The 24823-nt window shown below is 39.7% G+C and carries 24 protein-coding genes; 19 read left to right on the top strand and 5 right to left on the bottom strand.

Going from position 1 to position 24823, the window contains the following annotated elements; all coding sequences use genetic code 11:
* The first annotated feature begins 10 nt into the window (after positions 1 to 10).
* The 5 genes from SB028_RS05245 to SB028_RS05225 all read left to right on the top strand — a co-directional run bounded on the left by SB028_RS05245 (position 11) and on the right by SB028_RS05225 (position 4778).
* The gene (locus tag SB028_RS05245; protein WP_318859920.1) at positions 11 to 1072 is read left to right on the top strand and encodes a PhoH family protein; all 1062 of its coding nucleotides are present in this window, start codon (positions 11 to 13) and stop codon (positions 1070 to 1072) included.
* On the top strand, positions 1065 to 1532 hold the full coding sequence (gene ybeY / locus SB028_RS05240; protein WP_069370066.1) for an rRNA maturation RNase YbeY: 468 nt from the start codon (positions 1065 to 1067) through the stop codon (positions 1530 to 1532). The genes SB028_RS05245 and ybeY overlap by 8 nt, the downstream gene beginning before the upstream one ends.
* 71 nt (positions 1533 to 1603) lie before the next feature.
* A complete protein-coding gene (gene corC / locus SB028_RS05235; protein WP_023581153.1) occupies positions 1604 to 2485 on the top strand; it encodes a CNNM family magnesium/cobalt transport protein CorC in 882 nt (293 codons plus the stop codon).
* Positions 2486 to 2492: 7 nt separating this feature from the next.
* A complete protein-coding gene (lnt, locus tag SB028_RS05230) occupies positions 2493 to 4019 on the top strand; it encodes an apolipoprotein N-acyltransferase (RefSeq protein WP_069370065.1) in 1527 nt (508 codons plus the stop codon).
* Positions 4020 to 4094: 75 nt separating this feature from the next.
* A complete protein-coding gene (locus SB028_RS05225) occupies positions 4095 to 4778 on the top strand; it encodes a hypothetical protein (protein WP_069370064.1) in 684 nt (227 codons plus the stop codon).
* Between the two features lie 8 nt (positions 4779 to 4786).
* Here the strand turns inward: SB028_RS05225 and SB028_RS05220 are convergent, their stop codons facing one another.
* The 4 genes from SB028_RS05220 to SB028_RS05205 all read right to left on the bottom strand — a co-directional run bounded on the left by SB028_RS05220 (position 4787) and on the right by SB028_RS05205 (position 8534).
* Positions 4787 to 5290, bottom strand: coding sequence for a protein disulfide oxidoreductase (locus SB028_RS05220; RefSeq protein ID WP_069370063.1), 504 nt, complete (start codon positions 5288 to 5290; stop codon positions 4787 to 4789).
* The gene (locus tag SB028_RS05215; protein ID WP_069370062.1) at positions 5290 to 6021 is read right to left on the bottom strand and encodes a DsbA family protein; all 732 of its coding nucleotides are present in this window, start codon (positions 6019 to 6021) and stop codon (positions 5290 to 5292) included. The genes SB028_RS05220 and SB028_RS05215 overlap by 1 nt, the downstream gene beginning before the upstream one ends.
* A complete protein-coding gene (locus SB028_RS05210) occupies positions 6021 to 8060 on the bottom strand; it encodes a protein-disulfide reductase DsbD family protein (protein WP_069370061.1) in 2040 nt (679 codons plus the stop codon). Before SB028_RS05210 ends, SB028_RS05215 begins: the two co-directional genes overlap by 1 nt.
* Positions 8061 to 8144: 84 nt before the next feature.
* Complete coding sequence (locus SB028_RS05205) at positions 8145 to 8534, bottom strand: metal resistance protein (RefSeq protein WP_069370060.1); 390 nt, start codon at positions 8532 to 8534, stop codon at positions 8145 to 8147.
* Between the two features lie 366 nt (positions 8535 to 8900).
* On the opposite strand from SB028_RS05205, the gene SB028_RS05200 reads away from it, so the two are divergent.
* From SB028_RS05200 to nadD, 8 genes are all read left to right on the top strand, one after another.
* Positions 8901 to 9794 carry an amino acid ABC transporter substrate-binding protein gene (locus SB028_RS05200; RefSeq protein WP_069370059.1) on the top strand — a complete coding sequence of 298 codons (894 nt, stop codon included), beginning with the start codon at positions 8901 to 8903 and terminating at the stop codon, positions 9792 to 9794.
* Between the two features lie 117 nt (positions 9795 to 9911).
* Positions 9912 to 10652, top strand: coding sequence for an amino acid ABC transporter permease (locus SB028_RS05195; protein WP_069370058.1), 741 nt, complete (start codon positions 9912 to 9914; stop codon positions 10650 to 10652).
* Positions 10652 to 11326, top strand: a complete 675-nt coding sequence (gene gltK / locus SB028_RS05190; RefSeq protein ID WP_006537724.1) for a glutamate/aspartate ABC transporter permease GltK — start codon at positions 10652 to 10654, stop codon at positions 11324 to 11326. Before SB028_RS05195 ends, gltK begins: the two co-directional genes overlap by 1 nt.
* Positions 11327 to 12052, top strand: coding sequence for an amino acid ABC transporter ATP-binding protein (locus SB028_RS05185; RefSeq protein WP_069370057.1), 726 nt, complete (start codon positions 11327 to 11329; stop codon positions 12050 to 12052).
* A 326-nt stretch (positions 12053 to 12378) separates the two neighbouring features.
* The gene (gene leuS / locus SB028_RS05180) at positions 12379 to 14961 is read left to right on the top strand and encodes a leucine--tRNA ligase (RefSeq protein WP_069370056.1); all 2583 of its coding nucleotides are present in this window, start codon (positions 12379 to 12381) and stop codon (positions 14959 to 14961) included.
* 12 nt (positions 14962 to 14973) lie between these two features.
* Positions 14974 to 15522: an LPS assembly lipoprotein LptE gene (lptE, locus tag SB028_RS05175; protein ID WP_069370055.1), complete on the top strand. Its 549-nt coding sequence runs from the start codon at positions 14974 to 14976 to the stop codon at positions 15520 to 15522.
* Positions 15519 to 16553, top strand: coding sequence for a DNA polymerase III subunit delta (gene holA, locus SB028_RS05170; RefSeq protein ID WP_069370054.1), 1035 nt, complete (start codon positions 15519 to 15521; stop codon positions 16551 to 16553). The genes lptE and holA overlap by 4 nt, the downstream gene beginning before the upstream one ends.
* On the top strand, positions 16546 to 17217 hold the full coding sequence (gene nadD / locus SB028_RS05165) for a nicotinate-nucleotide adenylyltransferase (protein ID WP_069370053.1): 672 nt from the start codon (positions 16546 to 16548) through the stop codon (positions 17215 to 17217). Before holA ends, nadD begins: the two co-directional genes overlap by 8 nt.
* A gap of 10 nt (positions 17218 to 17227) precedes the next feature.
* Here nadD and SB028_RS05160 read toward each other — a convergent pair whose 3' ends face one another.
* Positions 17228 to 17974: a YbgA family protein gene (locus SB028_RS05160; protein ID WP_069370052.1), complete on the bottom strand. Its 747-nt coding sequence runs from the start codon at positions 17972 to 17974 to the stop codon at positions 17228 to 17230.
* Between the two features lie 519 nt (positions 17975 to 18493).
* Between SB028_RS05160 and rsfS the strand changes: the two genes are divergently transcribed.
* The 6 genes from rsfS to dacA all read left to right on the top strand — a co-directional run bounded on the left by rsfS (position 18494) and on the right by dacA (position 24624).
* Positions 18494 to 18820 carry a ribosome silencing factor gene (gene rsfS, locus SB028_RS05155; protein WP_074454116.1) on the top strand — a complete coding sequence of 109 codons (327 nt, stop codon included), beginning with the start codon at positions 18494 to 18496 and terminating at the stop codon, positions 18818 to 18820.
* A 2-nt stretch (positions 18821 to 18822) separates the two neighbouring features.
* Positions 18823 to 19293, top strand: coding sequence for a 23S rRNA (pseudouridine(1915)-N(3))-methyltransferase RlmH (rlmH, locus tag SB028_RS05150; RefSeq protein WP_069370050.1), 471 nt, complete (start codon positions 18823 to 18825; stop codon positions 19291 to 19293).
* A gap of 37 nt (positions 19294 to 19330) precedes the next feature.
* On the top strand, positions 19331 to 21226 hold the full coding sequence (gene mrdA, locus SB028_RS05145) for a peptidoglycan DD-transpeptidase MrdA (protein WP_069370049.1): 1896 nt from the start codon (positions 19331 to 19333) through the stop codon (positions 21224 to 21226).
* Between the two features lie 5 nt (positions 21227 to 21231).
* Entirely contained in the window at positions 21232 to 22344 is a 1113-nt protein-coding gene (mrdB, locus tag SB028_RS05140) for a peptidoglycan glycosyltransferase MrdB (RefSeq protein WP_318859916.1), read from the top strand.
* Between the two features lie 10 nt (positions 22345 to 22354).
* Positions 22355 to 23290 carry an endolytic peptidoglycan transglycosylase RlpA gene (gene rlpA / locus SB028_RS05135; protein WP_248620323.1) on the top strand — a complete coding sequence of 312 codons (936 nt, stop codon included), beginning with the start codon at positions 22355 to 22357 and terminating at the stop codon, positions 23288 to 23290.
* A 122-nt stretch (positions 23291 to 23412) separates the two neighbouring features.
* Positions 23413 to 24624 carry a D-alanyl-D-alanine carboxypeptidase DacA gene (dacA, locus tag SB028_RS05130; RefSeq protein ID WP_248620322.1) on the top strand — a complete coding sequence of 404 codons (1212 nt, stop codon included), beginning with the start codon at positions 23413 to 23415 and terminating at the stop codon, positions 24622 to 24624.
* Positions 24625 to 24823 lie beyond the last annotated feature (199 nt).

Raw genomic sequence — 24823 nt, 5'->3', positions numbered from 1 at the left:
AGGATAATCAGTGACAGTAATAGCACATACACAGGTAGCGACCCAAGAAATTTTCTTAGAGCCAGCTGACAATGCCCGTTTAATGAGCCTATGTGGTCCATTTGACGATAATATTAAGCAACTTGAGCGCCGTTTAGGTATCGAGATTAATCATCGTGATAACCGTTTTAAACTCACGGGGAAATCATTGTGTGTCAATGCAGCCGCAGGAATTTTACGTCGCCTGTATGTGGAAACCTCGCCCATTAAAGGCGTGATCCCCGATATCGACCCTGAACAAATTCACCTTGCAATCAAAGAAAGCCGTGTGCTTGAGCAAAGTGATGAGCATGTTCCTGAATTTGGAAAATCAACCAATATTCGAACTAAGCGAGGTGTGATAAAACCTCGTACACCGAATCAGGCACAATATATTGCCAATATCCAGACCCATGATATTACTTTTGGTATTGGCCCTGCGGGTACAGGGAAAACATATTTGGCCGTTGCTGCCGCTGTTGATGCCCTAGAACGTCAAGAAGTGCGTCGTATTTTATTAACGCGTCCAGCCGTTGAAGCAGGTGAAAAACTGGTTTTTTTACCCGGCGATTTAAGCCAAAAAGTCGATCCCTATTTACGACCACTTTATGATGCGTTATTTGAGATGTTAGGTTTTGAAAAAGTTGAGAAACTTATAGAGCGTAATGTCATTGAAGTTGCACCTCTCGCCTATATGCGTGGACGCACATTAAATGACGCTTTTATCATTCTTGACGAAAGCCAAAACACCACCATTGAACAGATGAAAATGTTCTTAACACGTATTGGTTTTAACTCTAAAGCGGTTGTTACTGGGGATATTACCCAAATTGACCTGCCAAGAGGTAACAAATCAGGCTTACGTCATGCTATTGAAGTTTTATCTGATGTAAATGACTTAAGTTTTAACTTTTTCCACAGTGAAGACGTGGTTCGCCATCCTGTGGTTGCTAAAATTGTTATCGCCTATGAAGCTTGGGAAACGGAAGATCAAAAACGCCGCCAAGCTATCAAAGCAGAAAAAGAGAAGCTTCAGAGAGAAAATCATGAGTGAAGTTATCCTTGATTTACAAGTCGCCAGTGAAAATGCGCAAGGGCTTCCTACTGAAGCCCAATTTATGACATGGTTAGAAGCGGTATTACCGCAATTTCAACCTGTAAGTGAAGTGACTATTCGTATTGTTGATGAAGCAGAGAGTCACGAACTGAATCTCACTTATCGTGGAAAAGACAAGCCGACTAACGTGCTTTCTTTTCCCTTTGAGGCACCGCCTGAAATAGCGTTGCCGTTATTAGGTGATTTAATTATTTGCCGCCAAGTGGTAGAAAAAGAAGCCGTTGAGCAAAGTAAAACTGTTGAAGAGCATTGGGCACACATGGTTATTCATGGATGTCTGCATCTTTTAGGCTATGATCATATTGAAGATGATGAAGCCGAAGAAATGGAAGGTTTAGAGACAGAAATCTTACAAAATTTAGGTTATGCAGATCCCTATTTAATTGAAAAAGAGTAACAGTTCTCTTATTTTTATGATAAATATTATATCTAATTAACCATTCAATGAGGAAAAATAGTTAAAACGCCATGAGCGACGACCAATCTTCGAGTAACGATAACCCTGGTCCTAAGAAAGGGTTTCTCACACTGCTTAATCAGTGGTTCCACGGTGAACCTAAAAACCGTGATGATCTGATGGAGCTTATCCGCGATTCTGAACAGAAAGAATTAATTGATCCTGACACCCGCGACATGCTTGAAGGGGTAATGGATATTGCTGAACAACGTGTCCGAGATATCATGATCCCTCGGTCACAGATTGTCACACTAAAACGCAATCAAACCCTTGATGAATGTTTAGATGTGATCATTGATTCAGCACATTCCCGTTTCCCAGTCATTAGCGAGGACAAAGATCATATTGAAGGCTTATTAATGGCAAAAGATCTCCTGCCATTTATGCGTACTGACGCAGAGCCATTTAGTATGGATAAAGTCTTACGCTCTGCTGTTGTTGTGCCTGAAAGCAAACGGGTTGATCGCCTATTAAAAGAGTTCCGCTCTCAACGCTATCATATGGCGATTGTGATTGATGAATTCGGCGGTGTCTCTGGGCTTGTCACAATTGAAGATATTCTTGAACTTATCGTAGGCGAAATTGAAGATGAGTATGATGATGAGGATGATATTGATATTCGTCCGTTAAGTCGTCACGCTTACTCAGTTCGAGCTTTAACCCAGATAGAAGATTTCAATGAAGCGTTCGGTACACATTTCAGCGATGAAGAAGTTGATACGATTGGCGGTTTAGTTATGCAAGCCTTTGGTCATCTTCCTGCGCGTGGTGAAACTATTACTATTGATAATTACCAATTTAAAGTTGTTATGGCAGATAGCCGTAAGATCATTCAGGTTTATGTGCATATCCCCGATGATGCACCAATCCCTGAACTCGGTAATGATGCATAGGATATCAATGAATAAGATCTCTTTCTTAAACCGCCAGTGGGTTCGCGCCCTTCTGGCGGTTTTTTTCGGTGCTATTGGCACATTAGCATTTTCGCCATTTGATTTTTGGCCTGCGGCGTTAATTTCATTACTTGGTTTATTACTAATAATCACTCATCGCACAACACGTCAAGGGGCATTCCTTGGTTTTGCGTGGGGATTTGGATTATTTGGTAGCGGAGTAAATTGGGTTTACGTCAGTATCGCTGATTTTGGTGGTATGCCATTTGCGATAAATATTTTTTTAGTGATTTTATTAGCACTCTATTTATCACTCTACACACTGTTATTTGCTGGATTACTGAATAAATTTTTCCCCAAACCAACACTCTGGCGATTTATATTCGCAGCACCTGCACTATGGCAAATCACTGAGTTTTTAAGGGGTTGGGTATTATCAGGCTTTCCATGGTTACAATTTGGTTATAGTCAGATTGATGGACCATTAAAAGGTATTGCACCTATTTTTGGTGTCACCATGATAACACTGCTCTTAACCGTTATTAGTGGTTTAATTGCCTTTACAATCTATCGTAAATCAATTTACAGCCTTGTGGCTGCGCTACTTTTATTAGTATTACCTATCAGCTTTAAGTCCTATCAGTGGTATCAACCTCTGCCTGATGAAACGCAAGAAATTGCATTAATCCAAGGGAATATTGCACAATCTTTAAAATGGGAACCGGGTACATTAGAGAGTACATTAAAAACCTATCTCACCTTAAGTCGCCCTTTTATGGGTAATGCAAATCTCATTATTTGGCCTGAATCAGCGATCCCCGATATTGAAATTCAACAACAAAACTTTTTAGCTGAATTAGATAAACAATTAAGAGAGCAAGATACTCATTTAATGACGGGAATTATTGATGCCCGCCCAACATTAGAAGGTTATCGCTTTTACAATAGTGTCATCACATTAGGTGAACACTATGCTTATCAATACCCAGCGACAGATCGCTATAACAAACATCACTTGGTTCCTTTTGGTGAATATGTACCATTAGAATCACTATTACGCCCACTTGCCCCTTTCTTTAATTTACCAATGTCATCATTGAGCCAAGGGGAATATGTTCAGCCTCAGCTTACAGTCAATGATGCCAAAATAACCGCCGCTATTTGCTACGAAATTATTTTAGGAGAACAAGTCCGTGCTAATTTTAAACCTGATACACGGTTCTTATTAACAATTTCTAATGATGCGTGGTTTGGTAATTCAATTGGTCCTTGGCAACATTTCCAAATGGCAAGAATGCGTTCTCTTGAGTTAGGAAGACCGCTATTACGCTCGACAAATAATGGTATTACTGCATTTATTGCTGCCAACGGTGATGTTATTTCTCAACTTCCTCAATTTGAAGAAGGTGCTTTAGCAGAAAAAATCACACCAACAACTGGGTTAACCCCTTATTATAAGTGGGGTAATACACCATTATGGATAATAGTTGGATTATTTTTTATCATTGCCTTTATTAAACGTCATAATGCATAATTAAGAGGAATAAAGCTCAACCCTATTAAGTTAATATTAATTAAGTTGGGCTTTTTCTTATATGAGGGCTTTAAAATGGCGCATTATCCTGAACATATTCTTGATATTATTTGGCAAAGAGCTAAAGAAATATCAACAGATAATGAAACCAAAGGATTTCGTAAAGATAAAAAAAACAAATGGATCCAACGCAGCATGTTCAATCAACAACATGAATTTGGCTGGGTATTATCACAAAAACCAACGTCAATTGCTCAACTGATTGAAGATAAAACTATTATACCTGTGCATTGGAAAACAGCGATTACCGATCAACAAAAACAAGACGCTGAGTCAAAACGCGTTAATGTCACTCTACTTGAACCACCAGCACTCTCCCAATTAATTCAGTCATCAGAAAATATTCAATCTTATTGGCAATATGCCCATAAAATTTCTAGTGATAATGAAGAAAAAGGATTTCGTAAAGATTATTACGGATATGTTATTCAGCAAAATGCGTTTGGAGATAAACAGCATCAATATGGTTGGACATTAGCTCAATTAACCCCTGCTAATAAAAATAATCAAATCGTTATTCCTATTAATATTGTGCCAATACATATTAATACAGCCAAACGCATTGCTGATGAAAAAGCATTAGTTACCCAAAATACGGAAGAAAAAAAAATTGAACGCAGACGTGAAAATATTATTTATGAAATAATCTATTTCATAGCAAGTTTACCTGGTCTTATTTTTTCTTTACTTAAATTTTGATAACTCGTTTAGATAGAAGCCCACCATAAACGTAGTTTTAATCCCCACGAAGATGACCAACCGCTCGTAAATCCTACCATTTCCCCTTTATAAATAATAACAAATGAAGGTGTTGCACTAATTTCCCACTGCTGAGAAATATCCCCCCGACTATCATTTATTACAGGAAAGCGCAGCCCTTTAGACTGAATACCGCGCTCTAACTTCGCATTATCACCAGAACGGATCGCAACAGATGTCACGTTATAACCCTCTTGCGCTAACGAATTTACCGCGGGTGTTGTTAGTTTACAAATCCCACACCACGTTGCCCAAAAATAGATTAATAAAGGCTTCTCAGCACTCAATTCAGCTAAAGAAACAACTTTATTATCAACAGTATAAAGCTCAGGTAAGTTTGTTAAAGATGGTGGCGTAGGTTGTCGCCACCAATCTATCGCAAAAGTAGCTACAACGAAAATGACTACCAGAACAATCAGTTCTTTACTCCATTTTCGTAAGCGACTACGCATTATTTTTTCACTTTAGCCAATTGCTCTTTCACAATTACCTCTAACTGAGCGTAATCAACGGCACCAGGAATAACCATATCACCAACAATAGTTGCTGGTGTACCTTGGATACCTAACTTACGAGACAGATCTAAGTTATTTTGTAACACTTTTAAACTTTCATCCGTTAATTTCACTTTGCTTGTATTCGTTGTTTTCATTGCATCATCAATACTTGCATTATCTAGCATTGTTTTCTTCTGCATTAAACGTTGATGTAATGCTAAGAATGCTTTCGGATCTTCTTTCCAAACTGAAAGAACAGCTTGAGACGCTTTTGCAGAACTTTCGCCTTTAAATGGCAGTGGTTTAATAACTACAGCAATTTCAGGATAATCTTTTGTGATTTGTTCTAATAATGGGTCGAAACGCTTGCAATAAGGGCAGTTATAATCAGTAAAAGAAACGAGCACTAACTTCGCGTCTTTTGCACCAATACGCGGACTTGCTGCATCGTTATATAATGCGTCATGCTCTGCACTTAATGCAGTACGGAATTGAGCTTGTTGCTCATCTGCTTTTTGAGTTTGTAATGCAGTGATCGCTTCTTCCAAGATTTCTGGATTTTTGATTAACGTATCACGAACCAGCGCCCGAACTTCTTTTTCTTGATCAGCGCTTAATGCCGCAGCGTGCACATTTGCACCAAAAAGTAACGAAGAGATAACCAGTGCAGAAAGTGTTTTTTTCATTATTGGGCTCCTTTAGCCTCAGAAAGAACTGTCAATGTTGAATCTTTATTTAAAATAGGGGGTAAAACCACGCCATCTTTATGGCCTGGTCCATAAACTTGATTAAAAGGTACTGCAACTTGACCACGTTGTTTTAAAAACAGAGTGATCTTATCAGAGGGTTTGGTCCAATCTCCTCTTAATGCGACAACATCTGGCGCTGAAAGTGCTGCCTGGATCTCATCTCGCAATAATACATTGTATTTATTTGCTTTGCAGGTTACACACCAATCTGCTGTGACATCAACGAATACGCGTTTATTATCTGCTAATGCTTGGTGTATCGCTTCTTCTGATAAAGGCTGCCAATCTATCGAATCTTGACCTGCAAGTGTTTGGCTTGCGGGTTGTTCCACAAATAGATAGGTACTTCCCGCTAAAAAGAGGGCAATAATAGCCGAAATAAATACCGTTTTTTTGCCATAATGCCGTGCAATTGCTAACAATAAAAGCAAAGCAATCACACCAAAAATAGCCATAACGATTGGCATTCCTAAATGTGGAATAAGTAATGTAATTAACCAAATACTGGATAACAACATCATAAAACCTAAAACCACTCTTAGGCGATTCATCCATTTACCGGGTTTAGGTAGTGCTTTGGCGATAGATGGGAAAATGGCGACCAAAATCCAAGGCAAACTCATTCCAATCCCTAGAGCGGTAAAAATAAGCCAGAGTTCATTTAAAGGCGCAATCAGTGCATAAGCCACTGCGGTTCCTAAAAATGGCGCAGAACAAGGTGTTGCGAGTAAAGTTGCAAATGCACCTTCCCAAAAGTGTCGGCTATATCCTTGTCCACCCGCGGTTGCCATTTTGGTATTCATATTACTACTTAATCGCAATTCAAATAATCCAAATAGATTTGCAGTAAAAATAGCGGTAACTAATACCATAAAACCAATAAACCAAGGGCTTTGGAATTGAATTCCCCATCCTAAAGCTTCTTGGCTATAACGTAAGCCTGTCATAAACAGAGCTAACGCCCAAAATGAGACTAAAATACCCAAAACAGAAACAGAGAACTGTTTGCGAATAACCTTCTTATCACGATTTTCAAGATGTAAGATTGATCCCATCTTCATCGCAAGTACGGGTAATACGCAGGGCATCAAATTCAAAATTAAGCCCCCCAAGAGTGCAAAAGCAAGAATACTCCAAAGCCCGATACCTGAATTAGACGGTGGCGTAAGTTCCCCTTTTCCATGCCCTATTGTGTCATTAACTTGACGAGAAGAGTCTTGGTCAGTAATAACAAAAGAAAGCATTTTGCCTGAGATATCACCAGCAGCATCGCCCCAATCATCTGTCACATCAACTGTAACAAATAGGTTTTTATCTTGGTGATTTAATTTTGGAATGCCGTAAAGCATACCTTCAGGGGGATCAAGATATATATTAGGATTAACCCAAGCACCTTGTTCTTTTTGTAAAGAGATAGTGAGTTGGCTATTGTTATAACCAGAAGAAACTGATGATATTAATCCTGTTCCAACAGGAATTTTGGACATTGCCTGATTATATTGCCATTCAAAATCTGCAGGCACTGGCTCAGTAAGATCTAAATCTAAAGTGTAGTCAGTCAGAATACAGACATTACTGCATGTTGATAAAGTTAGTACACCCATTAAACGATCAGTATGAACAGCTGATAACTCAATGGGAAAAACAACTTGTTTATCATAACCTTGAGTATGAATACCTGCTACATCAAATGCTGAAGGCGAAGGCCAATGCCAAGTCATTGCCCCCACATCTTGCGACCAATTAATTTCAGGAGCAACCCCACCTTCTCCTGGAGAACGCCAATACGTTTTCCATCCAGACTCAAGCTGTACTTCGAGTAAAACTTTCACGTCACCGGCTGGGGATTTTTGTGCTATCGCCCTAACTTTTGCATGAGAATTATCAGGCGTGGTTAACCAGCCTGTATCAGCGGCTTGAGAAGTAGATAAAGTAAATAGCGTTAATATCAACGCCATAATAAAAGAACGAAACATAACAACTCCCTAAAAATTCCTACAACGCTACACATAGAGCCTCGTCCAAAATAGACGTGCAATCTTTTAGCTAAAAGGAAATTTCTAATCCCTCAAAATACAATAATGAAGGTGAAGTCTGATTGGGGGAGGTGGATGATGATGTTTTTTCTGATTCCGCTGACGCGAAACATAGATAGCAGCCATGCTTAACAATAGCAATACAGCCCATGAATGGAAAAATGGCTCTATTGTTAGAGGAGGAACCGATAATAATGATTTGGCGCTTAACTCACAGGTAGACAACGAATAAATATGCTCGGTTCCGCTCTTTTCATCAGCAGTGGATGTTGATAGAGGGTATTGAGTTTGAGCAACAGCCGTTGCTAAGCGCTCACTAATAATGTGAGCACCCAATGAACGCTGAACAATGCAACACAAGATCAGCAAAACAGTTATCAACACTAGCCAGCGACCTGACCGCCAATTACTCATAGATGTTCCTCATCAATATGACCCGTTATCTTAGCGGTAATCCACAGACAAACAACTCCTTAAGACAAACTTTACAAATCCCTACTTAGTTTATTTTTCGCCTTATCTCAAATTCTCATCTTTAACCTTTCTTTTTATGAGGTTTCTACTACAATTCTTTTAAATATTGAAAACAACTTCCAAAAAAATAATCAACTATATTTGATTTGATTCTTTTATTGAGAGATACCTCTCGTATTTCACAAATTACACTTCCCAACAGTATGTTATTTGTTCTATTTATTAACATTACCAAAACAAATTAAAACAAAAAAGCAACATAAAGCAAAAACACAAATATCACTTATCACCACGACAGGAGTTATTATGCGCATGCGTAAACTAGCATTATCATTAATGATCTTAGGGGCTGCTGCCGCTGTGCAGGCAGAAGAACTCACTGGAACCTTAAAAAAAATCAATGACAACGATATAATCATTGTTGGACACAGAGAATCCTCTGTTCCTTTCTCTTACTATGATAATCAACAGAAAGTGGTTGGCTATTCTCAAGACTATTCCAACTTAATTGTGCAGGCTGTAAAAGACAAAATAGGCAAACCAAATTTACAAGTTCGCCTCATACCTATTACTTCTCAGAATCGTATTCCATTATTACAAAATGGCACATTTGATTTTGAGTGCGGTTCAACAACCAATAATGAAGCTCGTCAGCAACAAGCGAGCTTCTCTAATACTATTTTCATTGTAGGTACCCGTTTACTGACGAAAAAAGACAGTGGAATTAAAGATTTTGCCGACCTGTCTGGTAAAAATGTTGTCGTAACATCAGGTACAACATCTGAAATGTTACTCAACAAATTAAATGATGAGAAAAAAATGAATATGCGCATTATCAGCGCAAAAGATCATGGCGACTCATTCCGAACACTTGAATCAGGCCGTGCTGTTGCCTTTATGATGGATGACGCATTATTAGCTGGTGAACGCGCTAAAGCGAAAAAACCGGGTGAGTGGGAAATTGTAGGAACCCCACAATCTGAAGAAGCTTATGGTTGTATGTTGCGTAAAGATGACGCTCAATTCAAAGCGTTAATTGATGAAACTATCGCTAAAGCACAAAAAACAGGTGAAGCGGAAAAATCATTTAATCGCTGGTTTAATGCCCCCATCCCACCTAAAAATCTTAACTTAGAATTCACCATCTCTGATGAAATGAAAGCATTATTTGCATCACCAAATGATAAGGCATTGAATTAAAAGCACATAACAAGTTGATGCAAAAATAAATAATTATAAAGTATCTGTTGGACAGACAGATCAGTAAAGTTTGGGGCAGCCGTTCCCTGCCCCTCTTTTTTCACCGGAGGTGAAATCATGTCGATTGATTGGGATTGGGGGATATTCTTCCAAGAAGCCCCTTTCGGAAACACCACATACTTAGGATGGCTGATTTCTGGCTTCCAAGTCACTATCGCCTTATCTTTATGCGCTTGGGTTATTGCCTTTCTTGTCGGTTCTTTATTCGGAATTTTACGTACTGTACCTAATCGCTGGCTCTCAAGCTTAGGCACTGTTTATGTTGAGTTATTCCGTAACGTGCCACTGATTGTTCAATTCTTTACGTGGTATCTCGTTATTCCTGAATTATTACCTCAATCTATTGGCGACTGGTTTAAAATGGACTTAGCGCCAAATGTGCAATTTTTTGTCTCATCAGCACTCTGCTTAGGTTTATTTACCGCCGCGCGTATGTGTGAACAAGTTAGAGCTGCAATAAACTCATTACCCCGTGGTCAAAAAGCCGCAGGCTTAGCGCTGGGCTTAACTTTACCTCAAACTTATCGTTATGTTTTATTACCCAATGCATACCGAGTCATTATTCCGCCAATGACCTCCGAAATGCTCAATCTCGTGAAAAACTCAGCGATTGCCTCTACTATCGGACTTATTGATATGGCAGCTCAAGCGAATAAGCTTCTCGACTATTCAGCAAAAGCGTATGAGTCATTCACAGCAATCACACTGGCCTATGTATTTATCAACGTCATCATTATGTTAATAATGCATTGGCTTGAAAAACGCGTTCGTTTACCTGGCACAACAGGAGGTCAATAATGTACGAATTTGACTGGAGTTCTGTTGTTCCAAGCCTACCCTTCTTAGTCGATGGAATGGCTATCACACTAAAAATTACTATCACCGCTATTGTGGTTGGTATTTTATGGGGAACGGTGCTTGCCGTTATGCGCCTATCTACCTTTAAACCTATTAGCTGGTTTGCAGCTGCTTATGTTAATACCTTCCGTTCTATCCCATTAGTCATGGTATTGCTGTGGTTTTATTTAATTGTGCCTAACATATTACAAAATGTTCTAGGGCTTTCACCGAAAAGTGATATCCGTTTAATTTCAGCAATGATAGCGTTCTCTTTATTTGAAGCAGCCTATTACTCTGAAATTATAAGAGCAGGTATTCAAAGTGTTAGCAAAGGGCAATTTTCAGCCTCACTCGCGTTAGGTATGACTAAATCACAAACAATGCGTTTAGTGATCCTACCTCAAGCCTTTAGAGCCATGATCCCGCTTTTACTAACTCAAGGAATTGTATTATTTCAAGATACATCCTTAGTTTACGTTTTAAGTCTTACTGACTTTTTCAGAACAGCGGCAAATATTGGCGAACGAGATGGTACACAAGTTGAGATGATCCTCTTTGCTGGTTTTGTTTATTTTGTCATTAGTTTCGCAGCTTCAATGTTAGTGAACTTTCTTAAAAAAAGGACTACTTAGATGATTTCCCTAAAAAACGTATCCAAATGGTATGGTCAGTTTCAAGTACTGACTGAATGTTCCACTGAAGTTAAAAAGGGGGAAGTTGTTGTTGTCTGTGGACCTTCTGGATCGGGTAAATCCACACTGATCAAAACAGTGAATGGCTTAGAGCCTATACAACAAGGCGAAATCCTTGTTAATGAAATAAAAGTCAATGACAAACATACTGATCTTGCTAAATTACGCGCAAAAGTAGGTATGGTATTCCAACATTTTGAACTTTTCCCTCACCTCTCTATTATTGAAAACCTGACACTGGCACAAGTTAAAGTGCTTAATAGAGAAAAAGAGGCTGCAAAAGAGAAAGGATTAAAGCTATTAGAGCGAGTGGGATTAGCCAGTCATGCTAATAAATATCCAACTCAGCTTTCTGGTGGTCAACAACAACGTGTTGCCATTGCTCGCGCATTATGTATGGATCCAATTGCAATGTTATTTGATGAACCGACATCAGCACTTGATCCTGAAATGATTAATGAAGTGCTTGATGTCATGGTAGAGCTTGCAAATGAAGGTATGACGATGATGGTAGTAACCCATGAGATGGGTTTTGCGAAAAAAGTTGCTGACCGTATTATTTTTATGGATGAAGGTCGAATTGTGGAAGATAGACCTAAAAATGACTTTTTTGATAATCCAAAATCAGCGCGAGCAAAAGACTTCCTCGCTAAAATTCTGCATTAATCCTCACATCTCCTCTGCTAGCGTGCTTTTTTAGCACGCTAGCCCCAAATAATAATTTCGATTAATATCGCAATTAAATATCAAGTAATTTTATTTTCTCGCAATATCACTATTATTTTTTGAGAAAATACGCATTTATTGTCTTTTTGTTTTAACGCTTTCCAAGATATCTCTTCATTGTCTTGAAAAAGTTATGCAAACAGTGACTTTCATTGAGATCAATAGTTGTGGCTATTAGACAAAATCAGCTATGCTATGCAAGTCTTAATTTCATAATAGCGGTTACCCTCCGGTAGCCATTAATTCACCATAGGATTATCGGTGCCATGCAAGAACAATATCGTCCCGAAGATATAGAGCAAACTATCCAGGAACACTGGGAAAAGAACAATACATTTAAAGTGACAGAAGATAATAACAAAGAAAAATATTACTGCCTGTCAATGCTACCTTATCCTTCTGGCCGACTACACATGGGACACGTCCGTAACTACACCATTGGTGACGTGATTTCCCGTTATCAACGTATGCTAGGTAAAAACGTCTTACAGCCTATCGGTTGGGATGCATTTGGTTTACCCGCAGAAGGTGCCGCAGTAAAAAATAACACAGCCCCAGCACCATGGACTTACGAAAATATCAATTATATGAAAAACCAGTTAAAAAAACTGGGTTTTGGTTACGATTGGGATCGTGAAGTCACTACCTGTACACCTGAATATTATCGCTGGGAGCAGTGGTTCTTCACTAAGTTATATGAAAAAGGCTTAGTTTATAAAAAAACCTCTGCCGTTAACTGGTGCCCACACGACTTAACTGTTTTAGCCAACGAACAAGTTATCGATGGCTGTTGCTGGCGCTGTGATACCCCTGTTGAGCGTAAAGAAATTCCACAGTGGTTTATCAAAATTACTGAATATGCAGAAGAGCTGTTAAACGATTTAGATACGTTAGACGAGTGGCCTGAACAAGTTAAGACCATGCAACGTAACTGGATTGGTCGCTCAGAAGGTGTCGAAATTAAATTTGATGTAGCTGACAGCGACGACACTATGACCGTCTATACAACGCGTCCTGATACCTTTATGGGTGTCACTTATGTTGCCGTTGCAGCAGGTCACCCATTAGCGCAAAAAGCAGCTCAAAATAATCCTGAAGTTCAACACTTCATTGATGAATGCCGCAACATGAAGATGGCAGAAGCCGATATGGCAACAATGGAGAAAAAAGGGATTGCAACAGGTCTTTATGCTATTCATCCATTAACAAAAGAGAAAATCGCTATTTGGGTTGCTAACTTTGTATTAATGGAATACGGCACAGGAGCTGTCATGGCAGTACCAGGTCATGATGAACGTGACTGGGAATTCGCAACCAAATATAACTTACCTATTAAAGCCGTTATTGCTGATGCTGAAGGTAATCAACCTGACTTATCTGAAGGTGCATTAACCGAGAAAAATAGCCTGATCAACTCTGGTGAATTCTCTGGTTTAGATAACCAAGCTGGCTTTAATGCTATTGCAGATAAACTGGCACAAATGGGTATTGGTGAACGCAAAGTTAACTACCGTTTACGTGACTGGGGTGTTTCTCGTCAACGTTACTGGGGTGCGCCAATTCCAATGGCTACCTTAGAAGACGGCACTGTTGTTCCTGTTCCTGAAGATCAATTGCCTGTTATCCTGCCAGAAGATGTGAAAATGGACGGGATCACCAGCCCAATCAAAGCCGATCCTGAGTGGGCAAAAACCACTATCAATGGTCAGCCTGCGCTGCGCGAAACAGATACTTTTGACACCTTTATGGAATCTTCTTGGTATTATGCTCGTTATACCTGCCCTGATTACGATAAAGGCATGTTAGATCCGAAAGCTGCTAACTATTGGTTACCCGTTGACTGGTATATTGGTGGTATTGAACACGCCATCATGCACTTAATGTATTTCCGCTTTTTCCATAAACTGATGCGTGATGCTGGTTTAGTAAACTCGGATGAACCTGCTAAACGCTTACTGTGCCAAGGCATGGTATTAGCAGATGCGTTCTATTACACCGGTGAAGATGGTGCTCGTCATTGGGTATCTCCTGCTGAAGCTATTGTTGAACGTGATGAGAAAAACCGCATCATAAAAGCCACTGACAGTGAAGGCCATGAACTGACTTATGCTGGCATGAGCAAAATGTCTAAATCTAAAAATAACGGTATCGACCCACAAACTATGGTTGAACGTTATGGTGCCGATACTGTTCGTTTATTTATGATGTTTGCTGCGCCACCAGAATTAACGCTGGAATGGCAGGAATCTAGTGTTGAAGGTGCAAACCGTTTTTTACGTCGTTTATGGCGTTTAGTTCACGAGCACACTCAAAAAGGCGCGACACAGCCTCTTGATCTTTCAGCACTGACAGAAGCACAAAAAGATTTACGTCGCGACTTACATAAAACGATTGCGAAAGTATCAGATGACCTAGGTCGTCGTTTAGCCTTTAACACCGCGATTGCGGCCATTATGGAGTTAATGAATAAGTTAACTCGTGCAACGCAAGAAACAGAACAAGATCGTGCTTTAATGCAAGAAGCCTTAGAAGCCATTGTTCGTATGCTTTCTCCAATCATCCCTCATGCTTGTTTTGTTATGTGGCAGGCATTAGGTGGAAAAGAAGACGTTGATGTTGCACCATGGCCTGTTGCTGATGAAGAAGCAATGATCGATGACACCAAACTGATCATCGTTCAAGTCAATGGTAAAGTACGTGGTCGAGTCACTGTTCCGGCTAATTCAGAAAAAGAATATGTTCAGGAAATGGCGACAAAAGAGTACAGTGTTGCTAAATACTTGGAAGATGTGACTATTCGTAAGGTCATCTATGTTCCAGGAAAACTACTGAACATCGTTGTTGGCTGATAAGGAGGCCTAGTGCGATATCTACTTTCGCTATTTTTCGGTTTAGCGGTGTTAATCACCGCTGGCTGTGGTTTTCACCTTCAAGGTAAAACTCAGGTTCCAGCAGAATTAAAAACGCTTTATCTTAGCTCTGGTGACCCTTATGGCCCATTATCTCGTGTAATGCGTCAACAACTTAGACTTAGTGGTGTCCAACTTGTTGAAAATCCAACAGCAAACATCCCTATTCTTAAAATTGTCGGTTCATCAGAAAGTAAAGAGACCGTTTCTGTGTATCAAGACGGTAAATCAGCAGAACGTCAGTTAACATTTGTGCTTGATGCGCAAGTGATTATGCCTGATGGCACGATTTACCCAATTTCATCACAGGTCTCACGCCCATTCTTCGATAACCCATTAGAAGCATTAGCGAAAGATGCTGAAAATGACATTATCAAGCAAGAGATGCGTGAACAAGCGACAGCAATATTAGTGCGTAAATTATTGGTTGTTCACAACGCTGAACGCCAAAAAGCGACACAAGCTGAGCAGGCAAAACAGATAATCTCACCAGCCAAATGATCCGCTTATATCCAGAACAACTGAATGCGCAGCTCCAAGAGGGGCTGCGCCAAAGTTACCTACTCTGGGGTAATGAACCGCTGTTACTCCAAGAGTCTCAAGATGCTATTCAATCCGTGGCTAAATCCCAAGGATTCATCGAACATTATCAATTCACCCTTGATAATAATACGGACTGGAATGAAATTTACTCGCTTTGTCAATCGCTAAGCCTTTTTTCTCAAAAGCAATCTCTTTTACTGCATTTACCTGAAAATGGTCCCAATGCAGCGATGTCAGAAAAACTCACTCGCCTATCTCAAGAATTACATCAAGATTTATTGTTGATTTTACGTGGCAATAAACTCACAAAAGCACAAGAAAACAGTGAATGGTTTAAAACGCTAAGCCAACACGGAACTTACATTTCTTGTCTAACCCCAGAGCTTGATAAATTACCTCATTGGGTTGCACGTCGAGCAAAACAAAAAGGGTTAGTGCTGGATGAACAAGGTAATCAATTACTTTGCTACTGTTATGAAGGAAATTTACTGGCACTAGCACAAGCTATCGAGCGCCTTTCTCTGTTGTACCCTGATGGTAAGCTAACGCTCCCAAGAGTCGAGGCCGCCGTCAATGATGCGTCACATTTTACCCCTTATCACTGGGTTGATGCATTACTCGCTGGGAAAACACAACGTGCATGGCATATCTTGCAACAACTCAAAAGAGAAGACGCTGAACCAGTCATTTTACTCAGGACGTTGCAACGTGAATTAATGCAGTTGATCACTCTACATCGTGAGTCTAAAACAGCTTCGTTAAAAACGATTTTTGATAAACATCGAATCTGGCAAAACCGACGCCCAATATTCACAGCAGCACTACAACGTTTATCTGAACATCAATTGCTGACAGCAATAAGATTGCTAACAACAATTGAAATTACTCTTAAACAAGATTATGGACAAACAGTTTGGCCTTCTCTTAGTGCGCTAGGGTTATTACTTTGTGGAAAAGCATTGCCTGAAGGATTTGTAAGCCATGCCTAGAACCAATCACTCAACACCTTTAATTAATCAAGCCATCGCTTTATATGGTGGTACATTTGATCCTATTCATTATGGACATTTGCGTCCTGTTGAAGCACTTTCAGGATTAATTGGTTTAAAAGAAGTGATTTGGTTACCTAACAATATTCCTCCTCATCGCCCTCAACCAGAGGCATCTTCTCAACAACGTCTTGAGATGGTACGCCTTGCTCTTGAGCCATACTCCTCATTTAAAGTCGATACTCGAGAGCTTGAGAAGCCAACACCTTCTTATACTATTGAGACACTAAGAGACTTCAGAAAAGAGATCGGTGATAAGCATCCTTTAGCTTTTATTATTGGTCAAGATTCATTACTTTCTATTAATACATGGCATCAGTGGGATGAACTGTTGAATGTATGCCATTTACTAGTTTGCGCCCGTCCCGGTTATCAAACACATTTTGGCTCGGCAAAAATGCAGACATGGCTGACCACGCATCAAACTCATCAGCAAGAAGACATTCATTGTTTACCTGCGGGCAAAATATTTCTCGCTGACACACCACTTTATAATATTTCAGCGACAGAGATTCGAGCTCGTCACAAAGCCGGTTTAGATTGCCACGATTTACTACCTACCCTTGTTGAAGACTATATTCGCCAGCAACAACTTTATAAATAAGATGTTCATTCTAAAGTTGTGCTCTTAAGTCATTAAAAGCAGATGGATAAGGCGAAAAATAGCGTTGATTAATCAAATAATCATCAGGATAAATGGTTAACCAATATTGAAGTAAATCATAAGGTTGAGAGAAAGGCACTACACCTTGACGATATAACAAAATTGTCTGTGACATTTCTTGTTTCTGTTGCGAATTTAGTGCTCGCTTAAAATATCCTGCCATATGCATCAATGCATTAGTTTGTCCTTCTCGATTTGGTGCAACACTTAATGCTCTCATTAGCTTTTGTTGATATGTCGAGGCAATTTCGTCAAGGGAGATTTCGTCAGAAAGATTAGCAATATAGCGTCCTAACTCTCGATAAGCCACTTGTGAATAAGCCATAATCAAATACTTATATCGACTATGGAATTTAATCAAAGCCCCTTTACTTAATAATTGATTAACCTGTTGTTGATAATCAAATAGTGTAAAAAATTGGGTAAGAAAATGATCAAGAGCAATAGGCTGTAAAAGTTGCTCAAAGCTTAATTGAGGTAAGATAAAATTTGATGGTGAAACAATACGATCCCCTTCTTTTCCGATATAACCATAAATTGGCAACAAATGTTCTCTGCTTTGGGGATCTATTTGCAAAATACCTATTTTTTCATCTTTTACGACATGGCAAAGTAACGCTAACTTTTCTTGTAATTGGCGATTGCATTTACTCACAATTTCTGAAGATAGTCCGAGATAATATTCTTTTCTTTCCATTCTTTTTCTCTCTAACTAAAAAAGTATGAGTATGAGCCTGTATAATCTAAACTTAACAAACAAAGTGCAACAGGCTAATTAGGTGTCTAATCAGCATTGACAGACGAGGTTTAGCTGTTATTCTCACCCTCTGTTCCCTTAAGGGAACTGTAAGGTAAAACTGTCGTCTAAACGGAAAAGTTCTTATCTGCCTTCTTTTTGTTATTTATTATGGCGCAGTTAATGGGCATATATGAATTTTTTTAAATCAAACGTCGAAAAACAAGAAAATGAGGTTGATGTTCTTGTTATTGCTAACTGGAATTAATCATTCAGTAAAATAGATTTATTGGTATAAATTCCTTTAAAATAGCATGCATATTCTAAATAATTTGAGCCGCAGTTAGACAACAAGTGAGTAAGTCTCTAGGAGCATACCAAAGTATATAACTAGTGCAAAATAAATGTCGTCAACAACGCTGCAACTTGAAGTACCACGAGTATGTTATTTTTCGATTGAATTAACTCATTAGATTAAAGGTGATCCTTTTGCAAGGCTCTGAATTACAGCAATTTATTATTGATAAACTTGAAGATTCTAAAGCTCAAGACATTATTGCATTAGATGTACGCGGAAAATCAAGTGTGACTGATTACATGATTATTTGTACAGGCACATCAAGCAGACATCTCATGTCTGTTGCAGATAATCTCGTTGATGATTGTCGCGAAGTAGGGTTACAACCTTTAGGTGTTGAAGGTCAAGGCGTTTCTGACTGGATTGTCGTTGATCTTGGTGAAGCCATGGTACACGTCATGCAAGAAGATAGCCGCCGTATGTATGAACTTGAAAAACTCTGGAGCTGAGTTTGAAATTACAGCTCATTGCCGTTGGTACAAAAATGCCGGACTGGATACAGACCGGCTTTATGGATTATCTTAGTCGATTTCCCAAAGACATGCCTTTAGAACTTATCGAGATCCCCGCTGGCAAGCGAGGGAAGAATGCGGATATTAAACGTATTCTCGAAAAAGAAGGTGAACACATGTTAGCAGCCGTAGGTAAAGGAAATCGCATCGTCACTCTCGATATTCCAGGTGCTCGCTGGGATACGCCAAAACTTGCAGAACAGCTTGATCGATGGAAGCTTGATGGTAGAAATGTCAGCTTACTCATTGGTGGCCCTGAAGGCTTAGCACCCGCTTGTAAAGCTGCCGCAGAACAAAGCTGGTCGTTATCTCCTTTAACAATGCCACATCCCCTTGTTCGTGTCGTGGTTGCAGAAAGCCTTTATCGAGCATGGAGCATTACCACAAACCATCCTTATCATCGTGAATAATCAATAATTGGCGGGTCAGTAAGTGAAGTCAAATGGGATGAAAAGAAAAAAACGTACCCCGTTTCGAGATTATACAGCGGAATCAAAGTTATTTATCCGTCGTGTAATTGTCGCATTTTCAGTAATTATTATATTAAGTGGTATTTTGGTTTTTAACCTCAATCACTTACAGATCGATCGCCATGATGATTACCAAACACGTTCAAATGATAACCGAATTAAATTAGTCCCCATTGCGCCCAGCAGGGGCATTATTTATGACCGCAAAGGTATCCCTCTTGCACTAAATCGCACTATCTATCAGTTAGAAATTGTGCCTGAAAAGGTAACAAACCTACAAGAGACGCTTGAAAGTTTAAGGGATGTTGTTGACTTAACTGACGAAGATATTGCAGCCTTTGAAAAAGAACGCAAGCGTTCACGTCGATTTAGCTCTATTGCCTTAAAAACAACATTAACCCAAGTACAAGTCGCACGTTTTGCTATCAATCAATACCGTTATCCCGGCTTAGAAATTAAAGGCTATCAACGTCGTTATTATCCTTATGGTTCTGCATTAACGCATGTAATTGGCTACGTCGCAAAAATTAACGATAAAGATGTTGAACGCCTTGATAAAGAAGGTTTATCACCTAACTATGCGGCAACTCATGATATTGGCAAGTTAGGCATCGAACGTTATTATGAGTCTGTTTTACACGGAACAACAGGTTATGAAGAAGTTGAAGTTAATAGCCGTGGTCGAGTTATTCGCCAATTACATGAACAGCCTCCACAAGCAGGTAAAGATATCTATCTTACCATTGACCTTGAACTGCAAACCTATATTGAAACATTACTCACCACAAGCCGAGCTGCAGTTGTCGTAACCGATCCTCGCAATGGTGAAATTTTAGCGCTTGTATCAAACCCGAGTTATGACCCTAACTTGTTTGTCGGTGGGATTTCGAACACCGAATATCAAAGGTTATTAAACAACCCAGATAGACCGCTGATCAACCGTACAACCCAAGGTCTGTATCCGCCAGCATCAACTGTAAAACCGTTTATGTCTGTTGCTGCATTAAGTGAAGGTGTAATCACTGCCAATACAACAATTCATGATCCTGGCTGGTGGCAACTTCCTGGCTCTGAAAAACGTTATCGCGATTGGAAACGTTGGGGACATGGAAAACTTAATGTTACAAAATCTATCGTAGAATCTGCGGATACTTTCTTCTACCAAGTTGCTTATGATATGGGAATTGATCGTATATCAACGTGGATGGGTCGCTTTGGTTATGGCGAATATACTGGTATTGATCTATCCGAAGAGCGCAACGGCATTATGCCAACGCGAGAGTGGAAACAACAACGTTATAAAAAGCCTTGGTATCAAGGCGACACGATCCCCGTAGGGATTGGGCAAGGTTATTGGACAGCAACGCCAATTCAAATGGCGAAAGCTTTAATGACATTAATTAATGATGGTCAAGTTAAAACCCCTCACCTACTTTATGGTACAAAGCTTGGCAATGAAATGTTGCCTTATGTTGATACTGAAACACGCCAAATTGGTGATATCAACTCAGGTTATTGGGAATTAGCAAAACACGGTATGTATGGTGTGGCTAATTTCCCTAATGGTACAGGTCGCCGAAGTTTTGCTGATGCACCTTATAAAGTAGCCGCAAAATCAGGAACGGCACAGGTGTTCAGTTACGAAACCTACAATGCGAGCCAATTGGCTGAACATCTTCGTGACCACAAATTGATGATTGCCTTTGCGCCTTATGATAAGCCAACGGTAGCCATCTCTATTATTCTAGAAAATGGTGGCGCAGGCCCTTCTGTCGGTGATATTACAAGACAAATTCTAGACCACATTCTTCTTGGTGATAACAATACTGTATTGCCAGCTTCTCCACCCGCACCACGTGGTTCAGAGGAATAATACTCATGACTGAAAATAATAAGAAAAAATCCTTCTGGACACGGATCCATATCGATCCCTTATTCTTACTTTGTATTATTGCTTTATTAGGATACAGCGCATTTATTATGTGGAGTGCCAGCGGACAAGATCCAGAAATGATGCAACGTAAGATAGGACAGATTGCAATGGGGTTTATGATCATGATAGTCATGGCGCAAATCCCCCCCAGAGTCTATGAAAACTGGGCGCCTCATCTCTATTTTTTCTGTGTTATTTTGCTTATTCTTGTTGATGTCTTTGGTCAAATAAGTAAGGGGGCACAACGTTGGCTTGATTTAGGTATTGTACGTTTTCAGCCTTCAGAAATCGCTAAAATAGCAGTACCTTTAATGGTCGCCCGATTTATGAATCGTGATGTGTGCCCTCCTACATTGCGTAATACTGCTATTGCTCTAGTACTTATTTTTGTGCCAACTTTATTAGTTGCAGCGCAGCCGGACTTAGGAACATCAATTCTTGTTGCCGCTTCCGGATTATTTGTCCTTTTCTTGGCGGGCATGAGTTGGCGCCTTATCACCGTAGCGATTATTCTTGTTGCCGCCTTTATCCCCATACTTTGGTTTTTCCTCATGCATGATTACCAGCAAGCACGAGTAATGATGCTTCTTGACCCCGAATCAGATCCACTTGGCGCGGGATATCATATCATCCAATCTAAAATTGCCATTGGTTCTGGTGGATTACATGGAAAAGGATGGTTACAAGGCACTCAATCTCAATTAGAATTCTTACCAGAGCGCCATACGGATTTTATTTTTGCTGTATTGGCTGAAGAACTCGGATTAATTGGTGTTTTGATACTACTGACGCTTTATATACTCTTAATCGCGCGAGGCCTATACCTTGCAACGAAAGCACAAAATACATTTGGCAGAGTAATGATTGGCGGATTAATGTTAATTTTCTTTGTCTATGTGTTTGTCAACATAGGCATGGTGAGTGGCATCCTTCCTGTTGTGGGTGTTCCATTACCGCTGATGAGTTATGGCGGCTCTGCTCTTATTGTGTTAATGGCAGGGTTTGGTATCGTGATGTCAATTCATACACACCGAAAACTACTATCGAAAAGTTTATAATGAGGTTTTTATGCGTCTGCAATGGGTTTTGATTGGTATCAGTGCATTGCTACTATCAGGGTGTGTTAGTGATAAGCCGAATACGAATAAACAACCAGCACCATTACCCAATGTGCCAACTCAACGTGTGCTCGGTACTGAGCCACGTTACGAGCCTTATCACCCTACCGCCAATCAAGATTACCGAAAAAATGGGGTGGTTTACCGTATTGTGAGTGATCCTGCCAACTTCAGTGAGCGAGGAGAAGCCGTTGTCTATGATAGTTTAGCAATGAGTCGTTTAACGAGCATTGGTGAGCGCGTTAATCCCTATGAATTTGCTGCCGCACATCCGACATTACCGATCCCAAGCTATGCAAAAATCACAAACTTGCTCAATGGACGCACAATGGTTGTACGTATTAACGACCGTGGTCCTTACGTCAATGGAAAACAAATTCAAGTCACTCCAGCCGTTTCTGATAGCTTACGTTTAATGCCGACAACCCCATTGCTTATTGAAGGAATTGTTGTTGACCAAACAGGCCATATGAGTGGTGTTGGTACACATGGTGCACAGATAGAAAAGAAAACAACAGCATTGCCAGAACGTCCTAATTTTAATGCTCAGCCTGCTGCGCCTACAAGCAACAATATGCCTATTGAGCCTTCAGCTCCAGCTCCAGCTCCAGCTCCAGCTCCAGCTCCAGCTCCAAAGCCAGTATTATCCTCAAATTCCATAGCACAAGGTTTTTATGTCCAAGTCGGTGCTCTCAGTAACGAAAATAATGCTCAGTCTTGGCTCAATGACTTATCATCATTATTTAGCACCCAAGGTGTGATAAATAAAACAGATGGATTATATAAAGTGCAACTCGGCCCTTATTCATCGAAAGATCAAGCCGAAACAATAAAAAACAAATTAAAACAAGTTAAAGATATCACTGGATTTATTATTACCCAATAAGGGATATTTTTACGTAAAATCCTTTTTATATCAGCAAATTCAAGCGTAGAATCGTCTGGATTTGCTGATATTTTATTTATCAGCCCCTATTTTTCACTGAATTTTTGGATTAAACAAACAGAATGAAACAAATACTCCCAGCAAAATTACTAAGAACAAGTCTATTAAGCGCCACTTTTGCTTTACTCACAGTAAGTCATCAAGGCATTGCGGAAGATTCCCTAAAAACAATGATACCCGCTGTTCCTAGTATCGAAGCCGAATCTTATATTCTTATTGATTATAATTCAGGAAAAGTACTGGCTGAAATGAATGCCGACGTTCGCCGCGATCCTGCAAGTTTAACCAAGATGATGACCAGCTATGTTATCGGTCAATCTATTCGTGCGGGTAAAATCTCTAATAGCGATATTGTCCCCATTGGTGAAGAAGCATGGGCAACAGGTAATCCTATTTTTCGTGGTTCTTCTTTAATGTTCTTAAAACCGGGTGATCACGTTACAGTCGCACAATTAACGCGTGGTATTAACTTACAATCAGGTAATGATGCTTGTGTCGCAATGGCCTCTTACATTGCGGGAAGCCAAGATACATTTGTGACCATGATGAACGATTACGTTAAACGTCTAGGTTTACAAAATACACAATTCCAAACCGTTCATGGTCTTGATGCCCCTGGACAATACAGCTCGGCGCGCGATATGGCGTTAATTGGTGCTGCATTAATTCGCGATGTACCAGATGAATATGCCATCTATAAAGAAAAAGAATACACCTACAACAATATCCGCCAAACTAATCGAAATGGTTTGTTATGGGATACCAGTTTAAACGTTGATGGTATTAAAACAGGCCACACTGCATCTGCTGGCTATAACCTTGTCGCTTCTGCAACTGAAGGCAATATGCGTTTAATTTCTGCGGTTATGGGCGGTCATTCATCTAAAGGTCGCGATGCCGAAAGTAAAAAACTACTTACTTGGGGTTTTCGTTTCTTTGAAACTGTAAAACCATTACAAGTGGGTAAAGAGTTCGCGGCTGAGCCTATCTGGTATGGTGAAACAGATAAAGTACAATTAGGGGTAGATAAAGATGTTTATTTAACTATTCCTCGCGGTCGTTTAAAAGATTTAAAAGCCAGCTATATTCTTGATAATGTAGAATTACATGCACCAGTCACTAAAAATCAAGTTGTGGGAACAATTAATTTCCAACTTGATGGCCAAGTTATTGAGCAGCGCCCGCTTGTTGTGATGAATGATGTAAAAGAAGGTGGTTTCTTTAGCCGTATTATCGACTATATAAAATTATTATTCTCACACTGGTTTGGCTAAGACTTGAAAAAGCTAAATGTGGCCACATATAACTTTCATACAGATATTGGCAGAAACACATTTACCGCCTAAATATTTACCCTAATTACCAGTATCGCATTCCTTATTATGTAAGGAATGCGCTTTTTATTTGCTAAGATTAGGTGTAGAAATACATTATTAAAACAACAGCGCCTGTTGTCTTAAGGAATTACATTAT

The sequence above is a fragment of the Proteus vulgaris genome, from assembly GCF_033708015.1.
GTDB lineage: Bacteria > Pseudomonadota > Gammaproteobacteria > Enterobacterales > Enterobacteriaceae > Proteus.
The sequence above is the reverse complement of the archived record's forward strand: the minus strand, read 5'-3'. Positions and strand labels throughout refer to the sequence as shown.